This is a genomic window from Streptomyces sp. NPDC041713, assembly GCF_055591085.1.
On sequence record NZ_JBVIZY010000005.1, the window covers coordinates 229,633 to 253,497 of the forward strand.

The 23,865-nt window shown below is 71.8% G+C and carries 20 protein-coding genes; 10 read left to right on the top strand and 10 right to left on the bottom strand.

Annotated elements, in window-relative coordinates; translation table 11 throughout:
- Positions 1 to 78 precede the first annotated feature (78 nt).
- The 5 genes from ACZ6CV_RS17475 to mscL all read left to right on the top strand — a co-directional run bounded on the left by ACZ6CV_RS17475 (position 79) and on the right by mscL (position 4,129).
- The gene (locus ACZ6CV_RS17475) at positions 79 to 1,350 is read left to right on the top strand and encodes an MFS transporter (RefSeq protein ID WP_469251645.1); all 1,272 of its coding nucleotides are present in this window, start codon (positions 79 to 81) and stop codon (positions 1,348 to 1,350) included.
- A 67-nt stretch (positions 1,351 to 1,417) separates the two neighbouring features.
- Positions 1,418 to 1,750, top strand: coding sequence for an FmdB family zinc ribbon protein (locus tag ACZ6CV_RS17480; RefSeq protein ID WP_469251646.1), 333 nt, complete (start codon positions 1,418 to 1,420; stop codon positions 1,748 to 1,750).
- 100 nt (positions 1,751 to 1,850) lie between these two features.
- Complete coding sequence (locus ACZ6CV_RS17485; protein WP_469251647.1) at positions 1,851 to 2,705, top strand: S-methyl-5'-thioadenosine phosphorylase; 855 nt, start codon at positions 1,851 to 1,853, stop codon at positions 2,703 to 2,705.
- Between the two features lie 293 nt (positions 2,706 to 2,998).
- Entirely contained in the window at positions 2,999 to 3,487 is a 489-nt protein-coding gene (locus ACZ6CV_RS17490; RefSeq protein ID WP_469251648.1) for a hypothetical protein, read from the top strand.
- Between the two features lie 168 nt (positions 3,488 to 3,655).
- Complete coding sequence (gene mscL / locus ACZ6CV_RS17495; RefSeq protein ID WP_469251649.1) at positions 3,656 to 4,129, top strand: large conductance mechanosensitive channel protein MscL; 474 nt, start codon at positions 3,656 to 3,658, stop codon at positions 4,127 to 4,129.
- A gap of 67 nt (positions 4,130 to 4,196) precedes the next feature.
- Here mscL and ACZ6CV_RS17500 read toward each other — a convergent pair whose 3' ends face one another.
- The 4 genes from ACZ6CV_RS17500 to ACZ6CV_RS17515 all read right to left on the bottom strand — a co-directional run bounded on the left by ACZ6CV_RS17500 (position 4,197) and on the right by ACZ6CV_RS17515 (position 9,432).
- Complete coding sequence (locus ACZ6CV_RS17500; RefSeq protein WP_469251650.1) at positions 4,197 to 4,418, bottom strand: hypothetical protein; 222 nt, start codon at positions 4,416 to 4,418, stop codon at positions 4,197 to 4,199.
- Positions 4,419 to 4,467: 49 nt separating this feature from the next.
- Positions 4,468 to 5,289, bottom strand: coding sequence for a pyruvate formate-lyase-activating protein (gene pflA, locus ACZ6CV_RS17505; RefSeq protein WP_469251651.1), 822 nt, complete (start codon positions 5,287 to 5,289; stop codon positions 4,468 to 4,470).
- Positions 5,290 to 5,403: 114 nt separating this feature from the next.
- The gene (gene pflB, locus ACZ6CV_RS17510) at positions 5,404 to 7,674 is read right to left on the bottom strand and encodes a formate C-acetyltransferase (protein ID WP_469251653.1); all 2,271 of its coding nucleotides are present in this window, start codon (positions 7,672 to 7,674) and stop codon (positions 5,404 to 5,406) included.
- Between the two features lie 324 nt (positions 7,675 to 7,998).
- On the bottom strand, positions 7,999 to 9,432 hold the full coding sequence (locus ACZ6CV_RS17515; protein ID WP_469251654.1) for a NarK family nitrate/nitrite MFS transporter: 1,434 nt from the start codon (positions 9,430 to 9,432) through the stop codon (positions 7,999 to 8,001).
- 249 nt (positions 9,433 to 9,681) lie between these two features.
- On the opposite strand from ACZ6CV_RS17515, the gene ACZ6CV_RS17520 reads away from it, so the two are divergent.
- The 3 genes from ACZ6CV_RS17520 (at position 9,682) to ACZ6CV_RS17530 (ending at position 13,266) form a co-directional block, all read left to right on the top strand.
- Positions 9,682 to 10,845, top strand: a complete 1,164-nt coding sequence (locus ACZ6CV_RS17520; protein ID WP_469251655.1) for a P1 family peptidase — start codon at positions 9,682 to 9,684, stop codon at positions 10,843 to 10,845.
- A 157-nt stretch (positions 10,846 to 11,002) separates the two neighbouring features.
- Positions 11,003 to 12,220, top strand: coding sequence for a L,D-transpeptidase (locus ACZ6CV_RS17525; RefSeq protein WP_469251656.1), 1,218 nt, complete (start codon positions 11,003 to 11,005; stop codon positions 12,218 to 12,220).
- Between the two features lie 215 nt (positions 12,221 to 12,435).
- Complete coding sequence (locus tag ACZ6CV_RS17530; RefSeq protein WP_469251657.1) at positions 12,436 to 13,266, top strand: DUF6227 family protein; 831 nt, start codon at positions 12,436 to 12,438, stop codon at positions 13,264 to 13,266.
- Positions 13,267 to 13,359: 93 nt separating this feature from the next.
- Here ACZ6CV_RS17530 and ACZ6CV_RS17535 read toward each other — a convergent pair whose 3' ends face one another.
- From ACZ6CV_RS17535 to ACZ6CV_RS17555, 5 genes are all read right to left on the bottom strand, one after another.
- Positions 13,360 to 13,683: a hypothetical protein gene (locus ACZ6CV_RS17535; protein ID WP_469251658.1), complete on the bottom strand. Its 324-nt coding sequence runs from the start codon at positions 13,681 to 13,683 to the stop codon at positions 13,360 to 13,362.
- A 192-nt stretch (positions 13,684 to 13,875) separates the two neighbouring features.
- Entirely contained in the window at positions 13,876 to 15,948 is a 2,073-nt protein-coding gene (locus ACZ6CV_RS17540; RefSeq protein WP_469251659.1) for a PTS fructose transporter subunit IIABC, read from the bottom strand.
- Between the two features lie 583 nt (positions 15,949 to 16,531).
- Positions 16,532 to 17,479: a 1-phosphofructokinase gene (gene pfkB / locus ACZ6CV_RS17545; RefSeq protein WP_469252011.1), complete on the bottom strand. Its 948-nt coding sequence runs from the start codon at positions 17,477 to 17,479 to the stop codon at positions 16,532 to 16,534.
- 85 nt (positions 17,480 to 17,564) lie between these two features.
- A complete protein-coding gene (locus ACZ6CV_RS17550; protein WP_469251660.1) occupies positions 17,565 to 18,326 on the bottom strand; it encodes a DeoR/GlpR family DNA-binding transcription regulator in 762 nt (253 codons plus the stop codon).
- A gap of 222 nt (positions 18,327 to 18,548) precedes the next feature.
- On the bottom strand, positions 18,549 to 19,217 hold the full coding sequence (locus ACZ6CV_RS17555) for a TetR family transcriptional regulator (protein ID WP_469251661.1): 669 nt from the start codon (positions 19,215 to 19,217) through the stop codon (positions 18,549 to 18,551).
- A gap of 605 nt (positions 19,218 to 19,822) precedes the next feature.
- Here ACZ6CV_RS17555 and ACZ6CV_RS17560 point away from each other — a divergent pair.
- Positions 19,823 to 21,076, top strand: coding sequence for an extracellular solute-binding protein (locus tag ACZ6CV_RS17560; protein WP_469251662.1), 1,254 nt, complete (start codon positions 19,823 to 19,825; stop codon positions 21,074 to 21,076).
- 79 nt (positions 21,077 to 21,155) lie between these two features.
- Here ACZ6CV_RS17560 and ACZ6CV_RS17565 read toward each other — a convergent pair whose 3' ends face one another.
- The gene (locus ACZ6CV_RS17565; protein WP_469251663.1) at positions 21,156 to 22,688 is read right to left on the bottom strand and encodes an MFS transporter; all 1,533 of its coding nucleotides are present in this window, start codon (positions 22,686 to 22,688) and stop codon (positions 21,156 to 21,158) included.
- 62 nt (positions 22,689 to 22,750) lie between these two features.
- Between ACZ6CV_RS17565 and ACZ6CV_RS17570 the strand changes: the two genes are divergently transcribed.
- Entirely contained in the window at positions 22,751 to 23,758 is a 1,008-nt protein-coding gene (locus ACZ6CV_RS17570) for a helix-turn-helix transcriptional regulator (protein WP_469251664.1), read from the top strand.
- The last annotated feature ends 107 nt before the right edge of the window (positions 23,759 to 23,865 follow it).

Sequence of the window (23,865 nt, forward strand, 5' to 3'; positions counted from 1 at the left end):
CGCGCAAGAGGACAGCTCTCGGCACCGTCTCCCGCACAACGGGAGGACGCGCTACCAGGCGGCAGAAAGGCACGGGCCGTGGCATCCACGGTCACCGAATCCCGCCCCGGCTACGGACAGCTGCTGCGCACCCCGCGCGCCTGGACGTTCCTGCTGCCCGGCTTCGCGGCGCGCCAGCCGTTCGCGATGCTGACCATCTCCATCGTCCTGCTCGTGCAGCACACCACCGGCTCGTACGGTGCCGCCGGCGCCGTCTCGGCCGTCACCGGCGTCTCCATGGCGCTCTTCGCGCCCTTCAGCGGCAAGCTCGCCGACCGCTTCGGCCAGCGCGCCGTGCTGCTGCCCGGCGTCCTCGTGCACTCCGCGTCCGTGGTCACCCTGACGGTCCTCGCGCTCTCCGACGCGCCCCTGTGGGCGCTCTTCGTGGCCGCCGTGCCCGCGGGCGCCTCCACGCCGCAGATCGGCCCCATGGTGCGGGCCCGCTGGGGCGTCAGGCTCCAGGACTCCCCGCTGGCCACCACCGCGGCCGCCTTCGAGTCGGTCACCGACGAGCTGACCTTCGTCCTCGGCCCGCTGGTGGCGACCGCGCTGTGCACCACCGTCGCCCCCTCCGCCGGTCTCCTCACCGAGGCCGGGCTCACGCTGGTCGGCGGTCTGCTCTTCGCCGCGCAGAAGAGCACCCAGCCCAAGCCGTCCGCGCACCACGACGGGCACGCGCGCGTGGAGCACGTTTCCGCACTGCGCGTCCCCGGCATCCGCGTCCTGATCGCCACGTTCCTCGGCATCGGCGCCGTCTTCGGCGGCATGCAGGTCTCGCTGGCCGCCTTCACGGAGTCCATCGGCGAGCCCGGCCTGAACGGCGTCCTGTACGGCACGTTCGCGGCGGGCAACATGCTCTCCGGAGTCGTCTGCGGCGCCATCGCCTGGAAGGTCTCCCCGCAGCGGCGCCTGCTCGTCGGCTACACGGCGCTGACCCTGATGGCCGCCGGCCTGTGGGCCGCGCACTCCGTGCCGCTGCTCGCCGGCCTCGGCCTGCTGGTCGGCGTCTGCATCGCGCCCGCGCTGATCACCGGCTACACCCTGGTCGACAAGCTGGTCGCGCCGACCGGCCGCACGGAGGCCTTCACCTGGCTGACCGGTGCGGTCGCGCTGGGTCAGGCGGCGGCCGTCACGGTCGCCGGACAGCTGGAGGACCGCCTCTGGGACGGGGCCGGATTCCTGGTCCCGCTGGGCGGTACGGCACTGGCCCTCGCGGTCCTCGTGTCCCTCCGTTCGCGGCTCGTCCCCAAGGCCTCGGGCCGCACCGTCGCGCGTGGCGTCGGTCACCGCGTGCCGGTGACGGTGGACTGATCCCGCGGAATAGGTCACTATGGAGCGTCGTTAGCACTCATCGAGTGAGAGTGCCAGGAGGAAGCAAGTGCCGACGTACCAGTACCAGTGCACCGAGTGCGGCGAAGGCCTCGAGGCGGTGCAGAAGTTCACCGATGACGCCCTGACGGAGTGCCCCAACTGCAACGGACGCCTCAAGAAGGTGTTCTCGGCAGTCGGCATCGTCTTCAAGGGCTCCGGCTTCTACCGCAACGACAGCCGCGGCTCGTCGTCGAGCAGCACGCCGTCGACCTCGTCGTCGAAGTCCGCCTCGTCCTCCTCCTCGGCGGACTCGAAGGCCACTTCGACCTCCTCGTCCTCGGATTCCAAGTCCTCCGGCTCCTCCTCGTCGACGTCCACGTCGTCGAGCTCGGCCGCCTAGGACTCACCGCACGCTCCTTCGTGCGACCCCGCCGTCCTGTGACGGCGGGGTCGTCGGCGTTCCCCGCCCCGGCCGGCCCCGCCCCGGTTACTGTGCGGCCATGGTGAACACGGCGAACCCCGCGCGGGCCGAGATCGGCGTGATCGGCGGCTCCGGCTTCTACGCCTTCCTCGACGACGTGACCGAGATCCAGGTCGACACGCCCTACGGAGCCCCGAGCGACTCCCTCTTCCTCGGGGAGCTCGCGGGCCGGTCCGTTGCCTTCCTGCCCCGCCACGGCCGCGGCCACCATCTGCCGCCGCACCGCATCAACTACCGCGCCAACCTCTGGGCGTTGCGCTCGCTCGGCGTACGGCAGGTGCTCGGACCCTGCGCGGTCGGCGGGCTGCGGCCCGAGTTCGGGCCCGGCACGCTGCTCGTGCCCGACCAGCTCGTGGACCGCACCCAGGCGCGCGCCCAGACGTACTTCGACGGGGTGCCGCTGCCCGACGGGAGCGTCCCCGACGTCGTGCACGTCTCGCTCGCCGACCCCTACTGCCCCGCCGGGCGTGCGGCCGCGCTGCGTGCGGCACGCGGCCGTGACTGGCAGCCGGTGGACGGCGGGACGCTCGTCGTGGTCGAGGGGCCACGGTTCTCGACCCGGGCGGAGTCGCGCTGGTACGCGGCGCAGGGCTGGTCGGTGGTGGGCATGACCGGCCACCCCGAGGCGGCGCTCGCCCGCGAACTGGAGCTCTGCTACACGTCGTTGACGCTGGTCACGGACCTGGACGCGGGCGCGGACACCGGTGAGGGCGTCTCGCACGACGAGGTGCTCCGGGTGTTCGCCGCCAACGTGGACCGGCTGCGGGGCGTCCTGTTCGACGCGGTGGCGGGGCTTCCGGCGGAGGAGGAGCGGCGGGGCTGCCTGTGCGCCGGGGCGCTGGGCGGGATGGATCCGGGGATTCCGCTGCCTTGAGGGTTTCTGCGGGGGGGGGCTGAGGCCCCCGGCTGCGGGGCCTGGCTGAGGGCCCTGGCTGAGGGCCCTGGCTGAGGGAGCGGGGAGGCCGCGAGGGGTGTGGAACTTCCCCTTCGGGTGAGGCGGTTGTCCACAACCGGTGGGTAGTCCACGGGCGTCAGCGGGAATCGGTGCGGGCCCGCATCGTGGGAGCGCAAGCCCAGTTCCTCGCACCGCAGGCGGTGGTCGTCGTGACGCTCGTTCCTCCTCAGACCCGGCCGGCAGACGGCTGCCCGGTCCCTCCTTTCCCTCCCGTGCGAGTGCGCGGCGGGCAGCCGCGGCTGCGCCGGCTGCTGCGGCACAGACGGCAGGCCCTGGCGGTGGGGCTGGCGATGACCGCCGCGGCCCTCGCGGTCGGCACGCCTCGGTCGTCGGCGCCGGACCCCGCACAGCAGGCGGCGGCCGCGGCGGAACCGGTGCGGGAGCGAGGGGCGGCCGGGGTCGCCTCCGGGGGTCTCGCGGGGCGGGCGACGGTGACCGCTCCGGTACGGATCGCTGACGCGGACGCCGTGCGCCTGTTGCGCCCCGGCGACCGGGTCGACGTGATCGCGGCCGACGGTTCGCCCGGCGGTGGTGCGGAGCCGCGCGTGGTGGCGGCGGACGCGCGGGTGGCCGCGGTGCCCGAGCCTGCCGAGGGCCCCGCCGAGAGCGGCGCGCTGGTGGTCCTCTCCGTGCCGGGCCCGACCGCGGCACGGCTCGCCGGAACCGCGGCCACGACCCGGCTGGCGGTGACCCTGCGATGAATGACCTGGCGATGAACGCCCCCGCGATGAACTCGAACGTTCACGATCGCACTGACCACCTGTCAAGTAATCCGTTGGGGAAGTCCAATTGGACAGGTCGGCCCGGGTCTGACGTAGGTTGCGAAGTTGTTTGTTCCGCAACCCGCACATGCAACGAAAGGCCTCGTGGTGAGCGAGAAGAAGGAACCGGGCGTCTGGGACGGCTTCAAGGCCTTCCTGATGCGTGGCAACGTCGTCGACCTGGCGGTGGCGGTGGTCATCGGCGCCGCGTTCACGAACATCGTGAACTCGGTGGTCAAGGGTGTCATCAACCCGCTCGTCGGCGCCTTCGGGACAAAAGACCTCGATCACTACCACTCGTGCCTGAAGTCGCCCTGTGGGATGAACGCCGCGGGCGAGGCCACCGGCATCCCGATCATGTGGGGTTCCGTGCTCAGCGCGGTCCTGAGCTTCCTGATCACCGCGGCCGTCGTGTACTTCCTGATGGTGCTGCCCATGGCCAAGTATCTGGCGCGGGTGGCGGCCAGGCGTGCCGAGAAGGAGGGCACCAAGGAGGTCATGGAGATCACCGAGCTGGAGGTGCTCAAGGAGATCCGCGACGCCCTCGTGGCGCAGCGCGACACGGGTCACCGCGAGGAGTAGCGCGGCGAGCCGACCGGGGGGCGGCGCGGCGAGGGGCTCTGGAGGCGGCTCGGCGCCGGGCGCGGGCTCAGAGGTGGTGGGGCGGCTTCTCGTCGAGGAAGCGCGCGAGGTCGGCGGCGCTGTCACGGCCGGTCTCGGCCCGCTCGCCCCACCCTCGGTCCGTGTCGTCCGAAGACTGCTGCGACAGCGGGTCGTCGAAGATCAGCGCGTTCCCCGGCTGCTTCTTCGGGTCCTTGGGGGTCTTCGGCGTTTCCGGATCTCGCGGTTCGGGGGCGGGGGCGGGGCTCATGCGTCCAGGGTACGCCGGGAGCGGGGACGGCTTCCGCGAGCTGCCGCCGTCAGACGGCCTTGAGGCCCTGAGCTGCGAAGATCTCCTTGGCCTCGGTCACCTGCGCCGGGGTGGGCGAGGGGGTGTCGCGGAGCGTGAAGTCCTTGCCGAGCGCGTCCCACTTCGCCTCGCCCAGCTTGTGGAAGGGCAGCACGTCGACGCGCGAGACGTTGCCGAGCGAGGCGGCGAAGCGGGCGACGCCCTCGATGTTCGCCGGGTCGTCGGTCAGTCCGGGGACGAGGACGAAGCGCACCCAGGCCTCCTTGCCGAGGCCGGCCAGCCGGTGGGCGAAGTCGAGGGTGGGCCGCAGAGGGCGCCCGGTGACGTGCTGGTACGTGACGGGGTCCCAGGACTTGATGTCGAGCAGGACCAGGTCGACGTCGCGGAGCAGCGCGTCGGTGGCGCGTGCGCCGAGGAAGCCGGACGTGTCGAGCGCGGTGTGCAGGCCCAGTTCGTGCTTGAGGCGGTGCAGGAGTTCGCCGGTGAACACGGGCTGCAGGAGGGGTTCGCCGCCGCTGACGGTGGCTCCTCCCCCGGCGGCGGCGATGAACCGGGTGTACTTGGCGGCCTCGGCGATCACGTCGTCGGCCGTGGTCCGCTTGCCGTCGCGCATCCGCCAGGTGTCGGGGTTGTGGCAGTACAGACAGGACAGCGGGCACCCGGCGAGGAACGTGACGAAGCGTGTCCCCGGTCCGTCCACACCGGTGGACAGGTCCCAGGAGTGGACCGAGCCGGTGACGGGGCGGTGGGTGGCGGCCGCCGCGGGGGTGGCCGCGTCCTCGTCGCCGCCGCGGGGGCGTACGGGGATGTCGGTACCGAGCAGAACAGCCATGACGGAACTCCCGGACTACTGGCTGGGCGTGGTGTGCGCGGCGCCCGGGGCCGGGGTGAGGGCCCGGCCCCGGGGCCGCGGATCGGGGGCGGCCCCCTGGTGGGGGCCGGGGGCTCAGAGGGAGCCGTGGAAGGTGCGGTTGATGACGTCGAGCTGCTGGTCACGGGTGAGCCGGATGAAGTTCACCGCGTATCCGGAGACCCGGATGGTCAGCTGCGGGTAGTTCTCCGGGTGCGCCATGGCGTCCTGCAGCGTCGCCTTGTCCAGCACGTTGACGTTCATGTGGAAGCCGTCGCTCGCCATGAAGCCGTCCAGGACGCCGGCGAGGTTCGCGATCCGCTCCTCGGGGGTGCGGCCGAGCGCGTCCGGCGTGATGGTGTTGGTCAGCGAGATGCCGTCCTCGGCGTCGTCGTAGTCGAGCTTGGCGACCGACATCGCGGAGGCGATGTAGCCGTGCTCGTCGCGGCCGTTCATCGGGTTGGCCCCGGGGGCGAACGGCTCGCCCGCGCGGCGGCCGTCGGGGGTGTTGCCGGTCTTCTTGCCGTAGACGACGTTCGAGGTGATGGTCAGCACCGACTGGGTGTGCACCGCGTCGCGGTAGGTCGGGTGCTTGCGGACCTTCTCCATGAAGTCGTGCACGATGCGGCGGGCGATCTCGTCGGCGCGGTCGTCGTTGTTGCCGTAGGCGGGGTAGTCGCCCTCGATCTCGTAGTCGACGGCGAGACCCGTCTCGTCGCGGATCACCTTCACCTTGGCGTGCTTGATCGCCGAGAGGGAGTCGGCGGCGACCGAGAGGCCCGCGATGCCGCACGCCATGGTGCGCAGGATCTCCTGGTCGTGCAGCGCCATCTCGATGCGCTCGTAGGCGTACTTGTCGTGCATGTAGTGGATGACGTTGAGGGCGTGGACGTACGTCTTGGCGAGCCAGTCGAGCATCCGGTCGTAGCCGCGCACGACCTCCGCGTAGTCCAGGTACTCGCCCTCGATGGGGGTGAAGCCCTCGACGATGGTCTTGCCGGACTTCTCGTCGCGGCCGCCGTTGATCGCGTAGAGGAGGGCCTTGGCGACGTTGACGCGGGCGCCGAAGAACTGCATCTGCTTGCCGACGGCCATCGCCGAGACGCAGCAGGCGATGGCGGTGTCGTCGCCGTACTTGGGCCGCATCAGCTCGTCGGACTCGAACTGGATGGCCGAGGTGTCGATGGCGACCTTGGCGGCGAACTCCTTGAAGCCCCGCGGCAGTCGCTGCGACCAGAAGACCGTCAGGTTCGGTTCGGGTGCCGGCCCGAGGTTGTAGAGGGTCTGCAGGGCGCGGAAGGTGGTGCGCGAGACGAGCGGGCGGCCGTCCTCGCCGATGCCGGCCATCGACCAGGTGACCCAGGTGGGGTCGCCGGAGAAGCCCTCGTTGTACTCGGGGGTGCGCAGGAAGCGGACGATGCGGAGCTTGATGACGAAGTCGTCGATGAACTCCTGGGCCTCGGCCTCGGTGAGGCGGCCCGCCTCGATGTCGCGCTGCAGGTAGATGTCGAGGAAGTTGTCGATGCGGCCGATCGACATGGCCGCGCCGTTCTGCTCCTTCACCGCGGCGAGGTAGGCGAAGTACAGCCACTGGATGGCCTCGCGGCCGGTGGTGGCGGGCTGTGCGATGTCGTAGCCGTACGACAGCGCCATGGCCTTCAGTTCCTTGAGGGCCTTGATCTGCTCGGAGATCTCCTCGCGGCCGCGGATGACGTCCTCGGTCGCCCACTGTTCGCCGAGGGCGGCCTTGTCCGCCTCCTTCGTGGCGATCAGGCGGTCGACGCCGTAGAGGGCGACGCGGCGGTAGTCGCCGATGATGCGGCCACGGCCGTAGGCGTCGGGCAGGCCGGTGATGATGCCGGACGAGCGGCAGGCGCGGATCTCGGGCGTGTAGGCGTCGAAGACACCTTCGTTGTGGGTCTTGCGCAGGTGGGTGTAGACGTCCCTGACCTCGGAGTCGGCCTCGTAGCCGTAGGCGTTGAGTGCGCCTTCGACCATGCGCCAGCCGCCGTTGGGCATGATGGCGCGCTTGAGCGGGGCGTCGGTCTGCAGGCCGACGATCAGGTCCCGGTGGTCGGCGGCGGTGCCGTCGACGTAGCCCGGCTTGAAGGCGTCGATGCGCGAGGGGGTCTTCACGTCCACGTCGTGGATGCCGCGCTCGATCTCCGTGGGGAACATCGCGAGGAGCTTCTGCCAGACCTGGGTGGTGCGTTCGGTCGGGCCGGCGAGGAAGGAGTCGTCCCCTTCGTACGGGGCGTAGTTCTGCTGCACGAAGTCGCGGACGTCGATGGCGTCCCGCCACAGACCGCCCTTGAAGCCTTCCCAGGCCTCGCCGTTCACTGTCGTTTCCGCAGGAGTGGCAGTCATGACCCGCACCTTCCGTATCGCTTCTTCGCTACGCCTCCATTCCACTCCTGTTCACCCGGCCAAAGGGGCCGCAATGGTCCTCGTTCGGGGGACGGAGGTCCCTTTCCGCCGCGGGTAAATGCGAGTGCACCCATGCTGACCTGGCCTTTCCTTCGGGACTTTGGACCCAAGTTCGCTTGTGAACACATTCACAAGAATTTCCCCGAAATCCCGTGGTACGCGCCGGAAGGGTCGAAGGCACCGCACGAAACGACAAAAAGAGGACGGGCCGAGTGCTCCCACACCCGGCCCGCCCGGACCGTGCCGCTCACGCCTCCCGGGGCGTCAGCTCGGCGACTCCGCGCCCTTGCGGGCGTAGCACCACCAGGTGACCGCGATGCAGCTGACGTAGAAGGCCACGAAACCCCACATCGCGCTGGTGACCGCGAAGTTGGCGAACATCGCCGGGATGAAGAAGAAGCCGTACGCGGCGATGGCGGAGGTGAAGCCGGTGACGGCGCCCGCCTCCATCTCCGACTGCTTCAGCGCCTTCGTGTACTCGGGCGTGCCCTCGGTCAGGCCCTTCAGGTGCTGGTTGCGGAAGATCACCGGGATCTGGCGGAACGTGGAGCCGTTACCGATGCCCGAGAAGAAGAACGCACACAGGAAGCAGGCGAAGAAGCCCCAGAAGTTGCCGTTGTCGCCGCCGGAGGGCAGGAAGTTGATCACGCCGATGATCGAGAGCGCCATGCCGACGAACGAGATGATGGTGACCCGCGCGCCGCCGATCTTGTCCGCGATCCAGCCGCCGGCCCAGCGAGCCAGCGCGCCCACGGCCGGGCCCATCCAGGCGTAGGTGGCCGCGGAGTAGGCCGCGTCGATCGGGGTGAACGTGGTCTTGATGAGCATCGGCAGGGCCGCGGCGAAGCCGATGAAGGAGCCGAAGGTGCCGACGTAGAGCCAGGTCATCAGCCAGTTGTGCTTGCGCTTGAAGATGATCTTCTGCTGGCTGAAGGGGGTGGAGGCGACTTTGAGGTCGTTCTGGCCGAACCAGGCAACGGCGGCCAGGATCACCAGGACCGGCACCCACAGGAACGCGGCGTTCTGCAGCCAGACCGGCGTGCCGTCGGCCTTGTGCTGGGCGGAGCCGACCGCGATGACCGAGCTGGTGATGACGATCGGGGTGAGCAGCTGGACCACGGAGACGCCGAGGTTGCCGAGACCGCCGTTGATGCCGGTGGCGTTGCCCTTGTCCTTCTTCGGGAAGAAGAAGCCGATGTTGGCCAGGGACGAGGCGAAGTTGGCGCCGCCGATGCCGCACAGGGCCGCGATGGCGATCATCACGCCGTACGAGGTGTCGGGGTTCTGGACCGCGATGCCGAGCCAGATCAGCGGGACGACCAGGACGATCGTGGAGAGCGCGGTGAACCGGCGCTGGCCGATCATCGGGCCGAGGAAGGTGTAGAGGATGCGGGCCGTGCCGCCGGTCAGGCCCGGTACCGCCGTCAGCCAGAACAGCTGGGAGGTGGAGAAGCCGAAGCCGACGTCCTTGAGGTTGGTCGCGGTGACCGACCAGACCTGCCAGACCACGAAGGCGACGAGGAGGGCGGGCACCGCGATCCACAGGTTGCGCGCGGCGACCCTGCGGCCGGTGGACTTCCAGAAGAGTTCGTTCTCCGGCTCCCAGTCGGTGATGGTCTTGCCGGGCCGGTACTGCGCGGGGTCGTACGAGGTGCCCGTCGGCGCGGTCCGCGTCGCTTGGGCGGCAGGCGATCTCATGTTGGTTCCCAGTTCGCTCAGGGTCCCGACCTTGCTCCGGGGCCTGACACCTCCACGATCACGCGCGCGGGCTCACGGCAGCAGAGGCGTACGGCACGTCCTGAGCAGGCCAAAGAGGGGGAAGGTGCCGGGACTTCAGGCCCCGCCCCTGAAGGGTCGACGCCACCCCGAGCCCGGTGCCGCCCCGGAGGCTCGCTGTCCGGGCGCCGCACCCTGGTTGGCGGTGAGCGGGGGTGGTACGCCTACCTCATGACCTCTGAGCCCCCTGCGTCCTCCGAGCCTTCTCAGGCTTCTCAGCCCGCTCCCGCGGCAACCTCCGCCTCCAACCTCTCGACCCCGCGCCCACCCCACGACCCCCACACCCCCGCCCCCGGCTCCCTCACCGACGTCGCCGGGCTCCGGGTCGGGCATGCCACGTGGGCCGGGGGCGGGCGGCTCACCGGGACCACCGTGGTCCTCGCGCCCGAGGGCGGTGCCGTCGCCGCCGTGGACGTGCGCGGGGGCGGGCCCGGCACCCGGGAGACGGACGCCCTGGACCCGCGCAATCTGGTGCAGCGCGTCGAGGCCGTCGTCCTCACCGGCGGCAGCGCGTACGGCCTGGACGCCGCGTCCGGGGTGATGGGGTGGCTGGAGGAGCGGCACCGGGGCGTGCGGGTCGGCCCGGAGCCGTCCCACGTCGTCCCCGTCGTCCCGGCCGCCTGCGTCTTCGACCTGGGACGGGGCGGCGACTTCGGGGCGCGGCCCGACGCGGGGGCCGGCCGGGCGGCGGTCGAGGCGGCCGCGCGCAAGGCGGAGTTCGGCCCCGTCGAGGAGGGCAACGTCGGCGCGGGCACCGGGGCGGTGGTCGGCAGGTTCAAGGGCGGTGTCGGCAGCGCGAGCGTCCGCCTCGACTCGGGGATCACGGTCGCCGCGCTGGTCGTGGCGAACGCCGCGGGCTCGGGGGTCGATCCGGAGACGGGCGTGCTGTACGGGAGGTACTTCGCGGGGCGGCGGGTGGCCTACCCCGCGCCCGAGGTCCACGCGGAGGCGACGCGGCGCCTCGACGAGGCCGCGGCGGAGAACGGGGCGCCCCCGTTGAACACCACGCTGGCCGTCGTCGCCACGGACGCCGAACTCACCAAGGCCCAGGCGCAGAAGCTGGCCGGCACCTCGCACGACGGCATGGCGCGCGCGGTGCGGCCCGTCCACCTCCTCAACGACGGCGACACGGTCTTCGCCCTCGCCACCGGGGCGCACGCCCTGCCCGTCGAACGCCCCCTCGCCCTCAACGAGATCCTGGCCGCGGGCGCGGACATGGTGACGGCGGCGATCGTGCGGGCGATGCTCGCGGCCGAGTCCGTGCGGACACCGGGCGGCACCTTCCCCGCGTACCGCGACCTCTACGCATACGAAGCCGAGGGGGCGGTGCGATAAAAGCTGCAATACGGGCAAACCACCTTCACACGACGCCCGTTGAGGCTCCGTGAGGCCCCCGCAATGTGCCCACACTCACACCGTGCCGCGGGAACCTCTGACCCGCACAGGTCGCTCTTTACTCGTACTGGATCAGAACACGTACTTGGAGCAGCCCGTGACAAGGTCGGTCATAGTCAACCCCCGGCGCCGTGCCCTGCTGGCCGCCACCGCGCTCGCCGCCGTGGGCGCGCTGACCCTGTCGGCCTGCGGGGGTGACGCGGACGCCAAGGACGACAAGCAGGGCGGGACTTCGGCCGCCAAGGGCGCGGACATCACCATCTCGTCGAAGGACGGCGCCACCGACGCCTCGATCAACGCCACCGGCGTCAAGGTCACCGGCGGCAAGCTGACGAGCGTGAAGATGACGTCCGTGACGTCCGGCGCCGCGGTCGAGGGCACCATCTCCGGCGACGGCACCAGCTGGAAGCCCAAGTCCCAGCTGGAGCGCGGCACGAAGTACAAGGTGACCGCCGACGCCAAGGACGCCAAGGGCAACGCGGCGACGGAGAACGCGACGTTCACGACGGTCTCCTCGGCCAACAGCTTCATCGGCACCTACACGCCGGACGGCGGCGCGACCGTCGGTGTCGGCATGCCGGTCTCCTTCACCTTCGACAAGGCGATCACGGAGAAGAAGGACGTCCAGTCGCACATCACGGTGACGTCGAGCAGCGGCCAGCAGGTCGTCGGCCACTGGTTCGGCAACCAGCGCCTGGACTTCCGCCCGGAGGAGTACTGGAAGGCCGGCTCCAAGGTCACGATGAAGATCAACCTGGACGGCGTGAAGGGCGCGAACGGCGCCACCGGCGTGCAGAACAAGACGGTCACCTTCACGGTGGGCCGGGCGCAGGTCTCCACCGTCGACGTCCAGGCCAAGAAGATGACGGTCGAGCGGGACGGCAAGGTCATCAAGACCGTCCCGATCTCCGCGGGCAGCCCGTCGAACCCGACGTACAACGGCAAGATGGTCATCTCGGAGAAGTTCACCCAGACCCGGATGAACGGTGACACGGTCGGCTTCGGCGGCGAGTACGACATCAAGGATGTGCCGCACGCGATGCGCCTGTCCTCGTCGGGCACGTTCATCCACGGCAACTACTGGGGTTCGCCCTCGATCTTCGGCAGCGCCAACACCAGCCACGGCTGCGTCGGCCTGCAGGACGCGCGGGGTGCGGGCGACCCGAACACCCAGGGCGCCTGGTTCTTCAGCAACTCCCTGATCGGCGACGTCGTGACGGTCAAGGGCTCGCCCGACAAGACCATCGCCCCGGACAACGGCCTCAACGGCTGGAACATGTCCTGGAGCGAGTGGACGGCGGGCAGCGCGAGCTGACGCGAGCCGCCTGCGACATCGGCGGGCACGCCCGGGACACGGGCAGGCACGCCTGTGACCTGGGCGGAAACGCCTCGGTGGCGTCCCCCAACTGAGCGAGCCACGCGGGAACTTCCCGCGTGGCTCGCGCGTTTTCCCGTTCCCGGGCATGATGTCCGACCCAGGGGCTACGGTATGCACTCACCAGGTGACATGTAGCAACGCCGGGAGAAGCCTTGAGCGTTCCGTACGACACCGCGTACGAGCCACCCGAGTCGCCCGAACCACACTCCCCGGAGGAACACCTCGAGCGACTCCTCGGCCGTGCGATGAACTCCTTCGACCTGCCGGACGAGGTCGTCGCGCGCCTCGACTCGGCGCTCGCGTACGACAGTTCGCTGCACTCGGCGCACCACAGTTCGGGCCTGCACCGCGAGACGTACCGACACACCTGGCTGCTCGCGGACGCGTCGGTGCTCACGCTCTGGGAGCTGGTCCACAACACGGCGCCGGGCGGCCCGCCGAGGCACGAGATCTACACCGACGAGGAGGAGGCGGGCGTCGCCACGTCGCGGCTGCCGCTGCCGCCCGATCCGCCGGTGTGCGGCCGGCCGGTCGTGCTCCACCTCCCGGCCGACCCCGAACCCCGGCACACGTACGTGCCGGACGGCTCGGCGGACCACGCCCGCCGGCTGCTGCGCCGCGCCGAGAACCCCGACGCGGACCGGCCGGGCACGAGCGTCGAACGGCTGCTGCGTACCGCGTTCGCGCACCAGATCACGCAGGCCTTCGGCCGCCCCTGCCTGGCCGGCGAGATCCGGATGTGCTTCTCGCTCTACGAGCACGCGTTCCTGCTCTTCGACGGCGGCGAGACCAGCCTGTGGGAGGTCGAACACACCCTCACGCCCGACGGACGGCACAGGTGCGAGGTGTACGACACGGAGGCGGCGGCCCGCGCCGCGATGGAGCGCAGGGCGCGCGACTGGGCCCAAGAGCGGGGACGGGAACGGGAGCGGGAACGGAGCCAGGGGCAAGGGCGGGGGCAGCGGCGGGCGGCGGAGGCGTAAGGGTCGGCCGCGGAACCCGGTGGGACCGGGAAGGCCGGCTGGACCGGCACGCCCCGTCGCGTCACACCCCCGTGGCGTCGCGCCCCCGTGGCGTCAGGCGCGCCCGCGGCCCTCGCCGAACTGCCGTACCAGACCGGCGAAGGCGTCCCGCTCGTCCGCCGTGAGCTCCACGGTCTCCGCGCGCGGCGGCCCCTGCTGGACCGGCAGCGCGTGGAGCGGCTGCGCCTGGCCCCACCCCTCCACGTCGAGACGCTCGAACCGGTCGAACCGGTCGAACCGGTCGAACCGCTCGAATCCGCCCGGACGGCCGGGCCGCTCCCTGCGCATCACCCGCACCAGGCCGACGGCCCAGACCACGGTCGCCACGGCGAGCACGGCCACGCCTATCTGCTGAATGGTCGATACATCCTGGAGCATGCGGCCCAGTAGACAACAGGGGCGGTGGCTTACGACAGGGGGTAATAGGACTTAGGTCCCGAAGTGACGCAAGTCGCACACTCCGGATTCCCGAGTTCCGCACCCGCTTGGGCCTCTTGAGGCCTCTTGAGGCCCAGGGCACATCGATCGCTCGGCCATAGGTCAGGCCGTCGTCGATCAGGCCGTCGTCGATCAGGCCGTCACGGACTCCCGCTTGCCGTCGGACGCCTCCCCGAGCGGGGCGCCACTCGCCGACTCCGCGCCCTCGCCCGCGCCCTCGCCCGCACCCTCGCCCGAAGGGGCCGTCTTCCTGGCCCCCTTGAGCAGCACGACCACACCCGTCGAGACACCGACACCCGCGGCGACGGCGACCAGGTACAGCAGCGGTTGGCCGATCAGCGGGACCACGAAGACGCCGCCGTGCGGGGCGCGCAGCGTGCAGCCGAACGCCATCGACAGGGCGCCGGTGACCGCGCCGCCCGCCATGGACGCCGGGATGACGCGCAGCGGGTCGGCCGCCGCGAACGGAATCGCGCCCTCCGTGATGAAGGAGGCGCCGAGGAACCAGGCCGCCTTGCCGTTCTCCCGTTCGGTCTTGGTGAAGAGGCGGCCGCGGACCGTCGTGGCGAGCGCCATGGCGAGCGGCGGGACCATGCCGGCCGCCATCGCCGCGGCCATCACCTTCAGAGAGCCGTCGGTCGGGTGGGTGAGGCCGCCGACCGCGAAGGCGTAGGCCACCTTGTTGAGCGGGCCGCCGAGGTCGAAGCACATCATCAGGCCGAGGATCACGCCGAGGATGATCGCGTTGGCCCCGGTGAGCCCCTCCAGCCAGTCGGTCAGCGCGCTCTGCAGGGACGCGATGGGCTTGCCGACGACGAGGAACATCAGGAAGCCGACCACCGCCGAGGAGATCAGCGGGATCACCACCACCGGCATGATGCCGCGCAGCACGGCCGGGATGCGGACGCGTTGGATCCCCATGACGACGGCGCCCGCGAGCAGACCCGCGGCGAGACCGCCGAGGAAGCCGGCGTCGATGGTGACGGCGACCGAACCGCCGACGAAACCGGGCACGAGGCCCGGCCGGTCGGCCATCCCGTACGCGATGTAGCCGGCAAGGACCGGGACCAGGAAGGCGAAGGCGAGCCCGCCGATCTGGAAGAGCAGCGCGGCCCAGCTGGTGTGGTCCGTCCAGATGAAGTGTTCGGCGACGGACGGCGCCTTGTCGATCTTCCAGCCGCCGATGGCGAAGCCGAGGGCGATGAGCAGGCCGCCGGCGGCGACGAACGGCACCATGTAACTGACGCCGGACATCAGCCACTTGCGCAGCTTGGTGCCGTAGCCGTCGTCGGCGTCACCGGCGTTGTCGACGGGGGCCGTTCCGGTGGGGGCGGTCGTCTCGCCGCGTGCCGCCTTCTCCCGTACCTCCGCGATGAGTTCGGCGGGACGGTTGATGCCGGCCTTCACGCCCACGTCGACGGTGGGCTTGCCCGCGAAGCGGGGCTTGTCGCGTACGGGGACGTCGTGGGCGAAGATCACCGCGTCCGCGGCGGCGATGACCGCCGGGTCGAGGCGGGTGAAGCCGGCCGAGCCCTGCGTCTCGACCGTCAGCTCGACGCCAGCCTCGCGGGCGGCGTTCTCGAGCGACTCGGCGGCCATGTAGGTGTGCGCGATGCCGGTGGGGCAGGAGGTGACGGCGACGATACGGAAGGGGGGCGCGGGGGCGCCGAGTTCCTCGGCGCCGGGCTCCACCGCGCCGGGCGCCTCCGCGTCGGGGGCGTCGCCGGAGCCGTCCTCGTCCCGCCCGGCGCCGGGGCTCGCCTCGCCCCGGATCAGCGCGGCCGCCTCCTGAGCCGTGGGCGCCGACCGCAGCGCCCCGGTGAACTCCGCGTCCATCAACTGCCGTGCCAGCGAGGAGAGGATCGTCAGGTGGGCGTCGTCCGCGCCCGCCGGGGCCGCGATCAGGAAGATCAGGTCGGCGGGGCCGTCCGGCGCGCCGAAGTCGATGCCGCGGGTGGAGCGCCCGAAGGCGAGGGTCGGCTCGGTGACGTGAGTGCTGCGGCAGTGCGGGATGCCGATGCCGCCGTCCAGGCCGGTCGGCATCTGCGCCTCGCGGGCCGCCACGTCGGCGAGGAACCCGTCCAGGTCGCTGACGCGCCCGAGGGCCACCATGCGCTCGGCGAGCGAACGCGCCGCGGCTTCCTTGGTTTCGGCGGACAGGTCGAGTTCGAGGTCGACCAGGTCCGCGGTGATCATCTCGGTCATCGCGGGCTCCTTCGCACGCGTATCGCCCGGGGGGCGGGGGCTGGGGCGGGGGTTTGGGGGAGGACGGTGGCAGGCGGCAGGACAGAGAGTTCGGCAACGGACCGCGGGGACGCCCTCACGAGACGGGTTCCGTCAGCGCGCGATCCCGCGGAACCTCGGCCGTCACGGCGACCGCACCCGGGACGAGGTCCGCCGGCGCCGGCATCGCGCTGCCCGGCAGCTGGACGGCGCCTCCATGCGCCACAGCTAAGGCGGACCCGAGCGGCCCCGCTGACTCCAGCGGAACCTCGGCCGTCACCGCGACCGCACCCGGCGCAGAGTCCGCCGGCGTCGACATCGCGCTGCCGGGCAGCTGGACGGCGCCTCCATGCGCCACAGCTAAGGCGGACCCGAGCGGCCCCGCTGACTCCAGCGGAACCTCGACCGTCACCGCGACCGCACCCGGCGCAATATCCGCCGGCGGCGGCATCGCGCTCGCCGACAGCTGCGCCGCGGCGGTCCCGTGCGCCCCGGCCGAGGCGAACCCGAGCGGTCCCGGTGACCGCAAGGAACACGGCAGCGGACCGTACCCGCGTCGGCGCCCTCACGAGACCGGTTCCCTCAGTGCGCGGTCCAGCGGGACCTCCGCCGTCACCGTGACCGCACCCGGCAGCAGGTCCGCCGGCGTCGGCATCGCGCTGCCCGGTAGTTGGACTGCGGCGGCTCCGTGTGCCACCGCTGAGGCGAGCGCCAGCGGACCGGTGCCGCCTGCGATCAGGAAGCCGGCCAGGGAGGAGTCGCCGGCGCCGACGTTGCTGCGTACGGCGTCGACGGGCGCGCTCGCGAAGTGGGCGCCCGCCTCGTCGACCAGAAGCTGACCGTCGGCGCCGAGGCTGGCGAGGACCGCGCGGGCGCCGAGGCCCCGCAGCTCCTCCGCGGCCTTCACCGCGTCGCCGACCGTGGCGAGCGGGCGGCCGACGGCACCGGCGAGCTCCTCGGCGTTGGGCTTCACCACGTCGGGGCGTTCGGCGAGCGCGGCGAGCAGCGCGGGGCCCGAGGTGTCGAGGGCGATCCGGGCGCCGGCCGCGTGCGCGCGGGCCACCAGCTCCGCGTACCAGGACGGCCGCAGGCCGCGCGGGAGGCTGCCGCAGCAGGCGATCCAGTCCGCGCCCGCCGACCGCTCACCGACCGTGGCGAGCAGCAACTCCCGCTCACCGTCGGACAGTTCCGGGCCCGGCGCGTTGATCTTCGTCAGCGTGCCGTCCGGCTCCGCGACCGCGATGTTGGAACGGGTCTGCCCGGCCACCGGCACCGGGGCGACCTCGATGCCCTGCTCGTCGAGGAGTTGGGCGACGAGCGCGCCGGGGGCGCCGCCCAGCGGAAGGACGGCGACCGTCCGCACTTGCGCCGCTGCGACGGCCCGCGAGACGTTGACGCCCTTGCCGCCCGGGTCCATCCGGTCACTGGTGGCGCGGACGACCTCGCCCCGATCGAGCGCGGGCACCTCGTAGGTGCGGTCGAGGGAGGGGTTGGGGGTGACGGTGAGGATCATGCGGGTACCGCTGCTGCTTCCTTGCTCGGGCGTGGGGTCGTACTCGTACTCGGGGTTGTGCCATTGCTCGTACTCGTACGCGTACTCATGCGCGTACGACCTCCGTGCCCGCCGCCTCGATGGCGGCCGCCTCGTCCTCACCGAGGCCCGTGTCGGTGATCAGCAGGTCCACGTCTGTGAGGTCGCCGAAGCGGGCGAAGTGTTCCTGGCCGTGCTTGGCGGAGTCGGCGAGCAGCACGACGCGGCGGGCCGCCGCGACCGCCGCCCGCTTCACGGCGGCCTCGGCGAGGTCGGGGGTGGTGAGGCCACCCTGCGCCGAGTAACCGTTGGCGGCCAGGAAGAGGACGTCCGCGCGGATCTCCCCGTACGCCCGCAGCGCCCACGCGTCGACCGCGGCGCGCGTGCGCTGCCGGACGCGGCCGCCGATGAGGTGGAGCTGGATGCCGGGGTGGTCGGCGAGGCGCGCGGCGGTGGGCAGGCCGTGGGTGACGACCGTGAGCGTCGACGCCAGCGGCAGTGCCGCCGCGAGCCGCGCGACGGTCGAGCCCGCGTCGAGGATGACGCTGCCCTCGGCGGGCAGCTCGGCGAGGGCGGCGCGGGCGATGCGGTCCTTCTCGTCGGCGGCGGTGCCCTCGCGCTCGGCGAGGTCCGGTTCGAAGTCGAGCCGCCCGGCCGGTATGGCCCCGCCGTGCACGCGGCGCACGAGTCCGGCCCGGTCGAGGGCCTTCAGGTCGCGCCGGATGGTCTCGGCGGTGACCCGGAACTCCTCGGCCAGCGACAGCACGTCGACCCGCCCGCCGTCACGCGCCAGGCGCAGGATCTCCTGCTGCCGCTCCGGTGCGTACATGTCCGTTTGCCTCCGCCGAATGTCCGAGCATGTGGTTTCACTCGCAGAGTACGGGTGAGGTACGGGAAAGTAAACGGGTTCGGACCCTCATCGGACACAAACGGACTTTCGTACGGTGGGCGTGGGCCCCCTTGGACCTACCCGAGGTCGACGTAAGTCCCCTCGCACGGGGAGGGTCGTAGCGTCGGCCCTGCAGCCCTGCAGCCCTGCAGCCCTACGGCCCTACGGCCACCGGAACCCGTCAAGCGCACCGAGGCACCGCTCCGCCAGCGCCGCCGGACCCCCCGCGCCCCGCGCCGGTTCCTCCCCCGCCGCCCAGCTCTCCACCGCGACCCGCACGGCCGCACTCGCGACGCCCGCCGCCAGCCGCAGCGCCATCCCCGCCTCCTCCGACCCGGACAGCTCGACCCCGCCCACCCGTTCCGCCCCTGTCGCGTGTTCCGCCCCTGCCACCCGTTCCGCGAGGACCGCAAGAAGCGTCTGCTCCGAGGCGTGGCAGGCGTCCGCCCAGACCGAGCGGAGCGCCGCGCTCCGCTCCGACATGCGCAGCAACGACCGGACCCAGTCGAGGGACTCCACCGCCGCCGCGTCCCCGGCACCCAGCGCGTCGGCCACCGCGTGCCGCAGCGCGTCCGGGACCGGCAGGTCCGCGGGCGCCCGGCGCACCGCCTCGGCCCACTGCTGCGCGCCCGCGGCGAAGAGCGGGGCGACCGACTCCTCCTTGGTGGCGAAGTAGCGGTAGAAGGTGCGCGGCGCGACGCCGGCCGCGCGGGCGATGTCCTCGGCGCGGGTGGCCCGCAGCCCGTCCGCGACGAAGAGCGCCGCGGCGGTGCGGGCGATGTCCAGGCGGGTCTCGTTCTTGCGGCGCTCCGTCAGCGAACTTGCAGGCATGCCTGGCAGGTTATGCCAGCGTCCGCTACCGGGCGGTCGACGTCACGTAATGCCCGTATGACAGAATCTGCCACCGTCAGGCGCGGGACGGGTGTCAGCGGCCCTCCCAACTGGACGGTGCTCTCGCGACGGGGTGGTGCTTCCCTTGTGGGGCAGTGCTCTCGCGGCGGAACGGTGCTCCCCTAGCGGGACGGCGCTCTCCTTGCAGAGCGGTGCTCTCGCGACGGGACGGCGCTCTCTAACGAGGCGGCGCTCCCCAGCAGAGCAGCGCTCTCGCAACAGGACGGCGCTCCCCCAAGGGGACGGCGCTCTCCCCGCGGAGCACTGCTCTCGCAACGGGACGACGCTCCCCCAGCAGAGCACTGCTCTCGCAACGGGACGGTGCTCCCCCAGCGGGACAGCGCCCTCCGAGCAGAGCAGCGCTCTCCCAGCGGAACAGCGCTCCCCCCGCTGGACGCAGTCGGCCCCTCACCGGGCAGGCGGCGGCCACGAGGACGCGAAGGTTCGCACGCCCCCAGCGGCGCGCGCACCCCGCACGCCCCCGCGGCGGAGCCCCCGTACCCACCCACCCGCGCGCACGGTGCGAGCAAGAGGTGGCAACAGCGGTGCGTCGTCGGCAGTTCCTTCTCCACACGGCCGGTCTCGCCGGCGTCACCGCGCTCGGTGCCGGCGGACTCAGCGGCTGTTCCGCCGAGACCGACAGCCCGCTCAAGGTGCTCGTGGCCAGCTACGACAAGAGCGTGGGTTCCTCGATCGGCGACCAGTGGGGCAGTCTGACCGCCGCCTTCAAGAAGGTCCACCCGGACATCGGGGTCAGCGTCGAACGCGTCCCGTTCGCCGAGCTCGACCGGACCCTGGCCCGGCGCGTGCGGGACGGTGACGCGCCCGACATCGCCCAGTCCAACTTCTTCGCCCCGTACGCCGAACAGGACAAGCTGTACGGCGCGTCCGATCTCTTCGACGTCCGTACCGAGGGCGACTTCATCCGCTCGTACGCGGAGGCGGGCATGGTCGACCGTGTCCAGTACGGCCTGCCCTTCCTCGCCAGCACCCCGCGCCTCTTCTACAACAAGGACCTCTTCAAGCGCGCCCGCGTCACCGCGCCCCGCTCCTGGGCCGAACTGCGCGACGCCGCGCGGGCGTTGAAGACAGCTGGCGTGCCCACCCCCTACGGGCTGCAGCTGGGCCCCGAGGCCGCCGAGGACGAGGCGCTCGCCTGGCTGCTGGCCGACGGCGGCGGCTACGCGGGGCTCACCGGCTACGACTTCGCCACCCCCGGCAACATCGCCACCCTGACCTGGCTCCGCGACAACCTGGTCCGGCCCGGTCTGGCGGGCGCCGACCCGAAGTCGCTGACGAGGACGGACGCGTACGCCCAGTTCCTGCGCGGGAAGATCGGCATGATGATCGCCCACCCGGTCCTGATGGGCGCCGCCGACAAGGCCGGATTCCCGTACGCGCACGCCCCGTTCCCCGAGAAGAACGGGGGCGCCGCGCCGCCGGTGGGTCTCAACGACTGGCTGATGGCGTTCCGGCAGAACGGGCGGCGCGAGCAGTGCGGCGCGTTCCTCGGTTTCCTCTACGGCCGCAAGTCCGCGCTGGAGTACGGCGGCAGCCGAACCGCGCTGCCGGTGACGAGTTCGGCGGCCCAGGCGCTGCGCGAGAATCCCAAGCAGCGGCCGATGCGGGAGTTCATCGACCAGATGCCGCAGGCGCGGTTCCAGCCGACGAACCTCGGCTCGTGGCCGAAGGTCAGGAGCGCCGTCCGCCGGCACATCGGCGAGGCGGTGGCCAAGGACGGCGACCCGAGGGCCGTCCTGGAGGCCCTGGACACGACGGCGACCCGGGCGGAGCTCTGAGGCTCCCCACCGGATCGCGGCCGATCCACCGACTGCCCCTGACCGTCGAACCCCGAACCCCGAACCCCGAGCCCCGGGCTCAGGAGGTCAACGCGGGCTCCTTCTCGGGCAGTTCGCCCGGCGAGACCTCCTCGCCGGCCCCGCCCTCGACATGCTGCCGCGGCTTCGCGGGCAGCGCGAACATCAGCAGGAAGATGAAGACGAGGACGCCGGTCACCCACCACAGGGCGTTCTGGAAGCCGTCCACGAACTCGGCCGGGATCCGGTACGGCGCGACCCGCTCGTCGATCACTCCGAAGAAGGCGACCGACACCAGGCCGAGGCCGAGCGCGTTGCCCATCTGCTGCACGGTGTTGATGAGACCGGAGGCCGAACCGGCGTGCTCCTGCGGTACGTCGGAGAGGACCGCGTCGGTGATCGGGGCGACGATCAGGCCCATGCCGACACCCATCACCACGAGGGGCAGCGCCATCTGCCAGGGCGCGATGTCCGCCCCGTACCGGCCGGCCTCCCAGATGTAGATGAGCACGCCGGCCGCCATCGTCAGCGCGCCGGCCTGCAGCACCTTGCGTCCGAAGCGGGGCACGAGCTTCTGCACGGAGAGGCCGGCCGCGGCCGAGACCGCGATCGAGAACGGCACCCCGGTCAGACCGGCGCGCAGCGCGGTCCAGCCGAGGCCGACCTGCATGTAGAGGGTCCAGACCAGGAAGAAGATGCCGAGCGCGACACCGAAGACGGTCTGCACCGCGATGCCCGCCGCGAAGCTCTTCACCTTGAACAGGGAGAGTTCCACGAGCGGCGAGCCGTCCTTCGCGGCCTTCCGCTTCTCGTACGCGACGAGGGCGCCGAAGACGACGAAGGCGCCGCCCATCATGACGTGACCCCACACCGGCCAGTCCAGCTCGCGGCCGCGGGTGAGCGGGTAGAGCAGCATCAGCAGGCCGAGCGTGACCAGGACGACGCCGACCAGGTCGAGCTTGAGGGCCCGCGGCGCCTTGGACTCGGTGATGAACTTCCGGCCGAGGAGCACGCCCGCGACGCCCACCGGCAGGTTGATGAGGAAGATCGGCCGCCACTCCAGGCCGAAGATGTTCCACTCGGTGAGCAGCGCGCCGAGCAGCGGTCCGGAGACCGCGCCGAGGCCGACGACCATGCCGAAGAGGCCGAAGACCTTGCCGCGCTCGTGCGCGGGGAAGGTGGCGTGCACGATCGAGAGGACCTGCGGCACCATCAGCGCGGCCATCCCGCCCTGGAGGATGCGCGACGCGACCAGCATCTCCGGGTTGGCCGCGAAGCCGCAGAGCGCGGACGCGACGGTGAATCCGGTGATGCCTATGAGGAAGAGCCGCTTGCGGCCGTGGATGTCGCCGAGCCGTCCGCCGGTGATGAGGCCGGCGGCGAAGGCGAGCGCGTACCCCGCGGTGATCCACTGGATCTGGCTGAACGAGGCGCCCGTGTCCTGCTTGATGGACGGGATGGCGATGTTGACGATCGTGACGTCGACCAGGTCCATGAAGGCGGCGGTCATCACGATGGCCAGCGCGAACCAGCGCCGCCGGTCGCCGGCGGCCACCGGCGTCCCGGGTACGGAAGTGGTGCTAGGTGAAGTCATGCCCGCCAGGCTAGAGGCCATATAGGCCAGCTCGTGACCTATATCTCCGGCATCCTGGACGCATGACGACGACGGACGGTACGGCGGCCGGCACCGACACCCCGGCCCGGCTCTTCCAGCTCCTCTCGCTCCTGCAGACCCCCCGTGAGTGGCCCGGCGCCGAGCTCTCCGAGCGGCTCGCGGTCAGCAGGCGCACGGTGCGGCGCGACATCGACCGGCTGCGCGACCTCGGCTATCCGGTGCGGGCCAGCCAGGGCGCGGCCGGTGGCTACCGCCTGGTGGCGGGCAAGGCCATGCCGCCGCTGGTCCTGGACGACGAGGAGGCGGTGGCCATCGCGGTCGGCCTGCGGGCCGGGGCGGGCCACGCGGTGGAGGGCGTGGAGGAGGCGTCGGTACGGGCGCTCGCCAAGCTGGAACAGGTGCTGCCCGCGAGGCTGCGCCACCGGGTCTCCGCGCTGCAGATCGCCACGACGCCGCTGACCAGCGGGGACGGGGCGAGCATCGCACCGGAGACGCTGACCGTGATGGCGTCGGCGGCGGCCGGGCACGAGCGGCTGCGGTTCGCCTACCGGTCGGGCGACGGCACGCAGTCGCGCCGCCTCACCGAGCCGTACCGGCTGGTGTCGACGGGGCGGCGCTGGTACCTGGTGGCATACGACATCGACCGCGAGGACTGGCGGACCTTCCGGGTGGACCGGGTGAGCGAGCCCTTCGCGACGGGCGCGCGGTTCGCGCCGCGGGAGCTGCCGAAGGGGGACGCCGCGGAGTTCATCCGGGACGCGATGTGGCGCGGGCGGCAGACGCACGACCTGGACGTCACCTTCGCGGCGCCCGCGGCGTTCGTCATCGCACGGCTGCCCTCGGCGCTGGGCCCGGTGGAACCGCTGGACGAGCACAGCTGCCGGCTGCGCTGCACGGCGTCGGACTCCGTGGAGTGGCTGGCGCTCCGCCTGGCCGTCATGGACTGCGACTTCACGGTGCACGGGCCAAGGGAGCTGAAGGACTGCATCGCGGACATGACCACCCGCCTGACCCGCTCACTCGGTGAAAAAGGGCGGGCGGGCGGGTAAAACGCGCGAAGCGCGACGCACTCGCTAAACGGCCTACCAGGACGTGGCAGACAGACCCCCCGGCGCCGGGGTCCCGACACCGGGGCAGGAGGAGTGACCGCACAAGG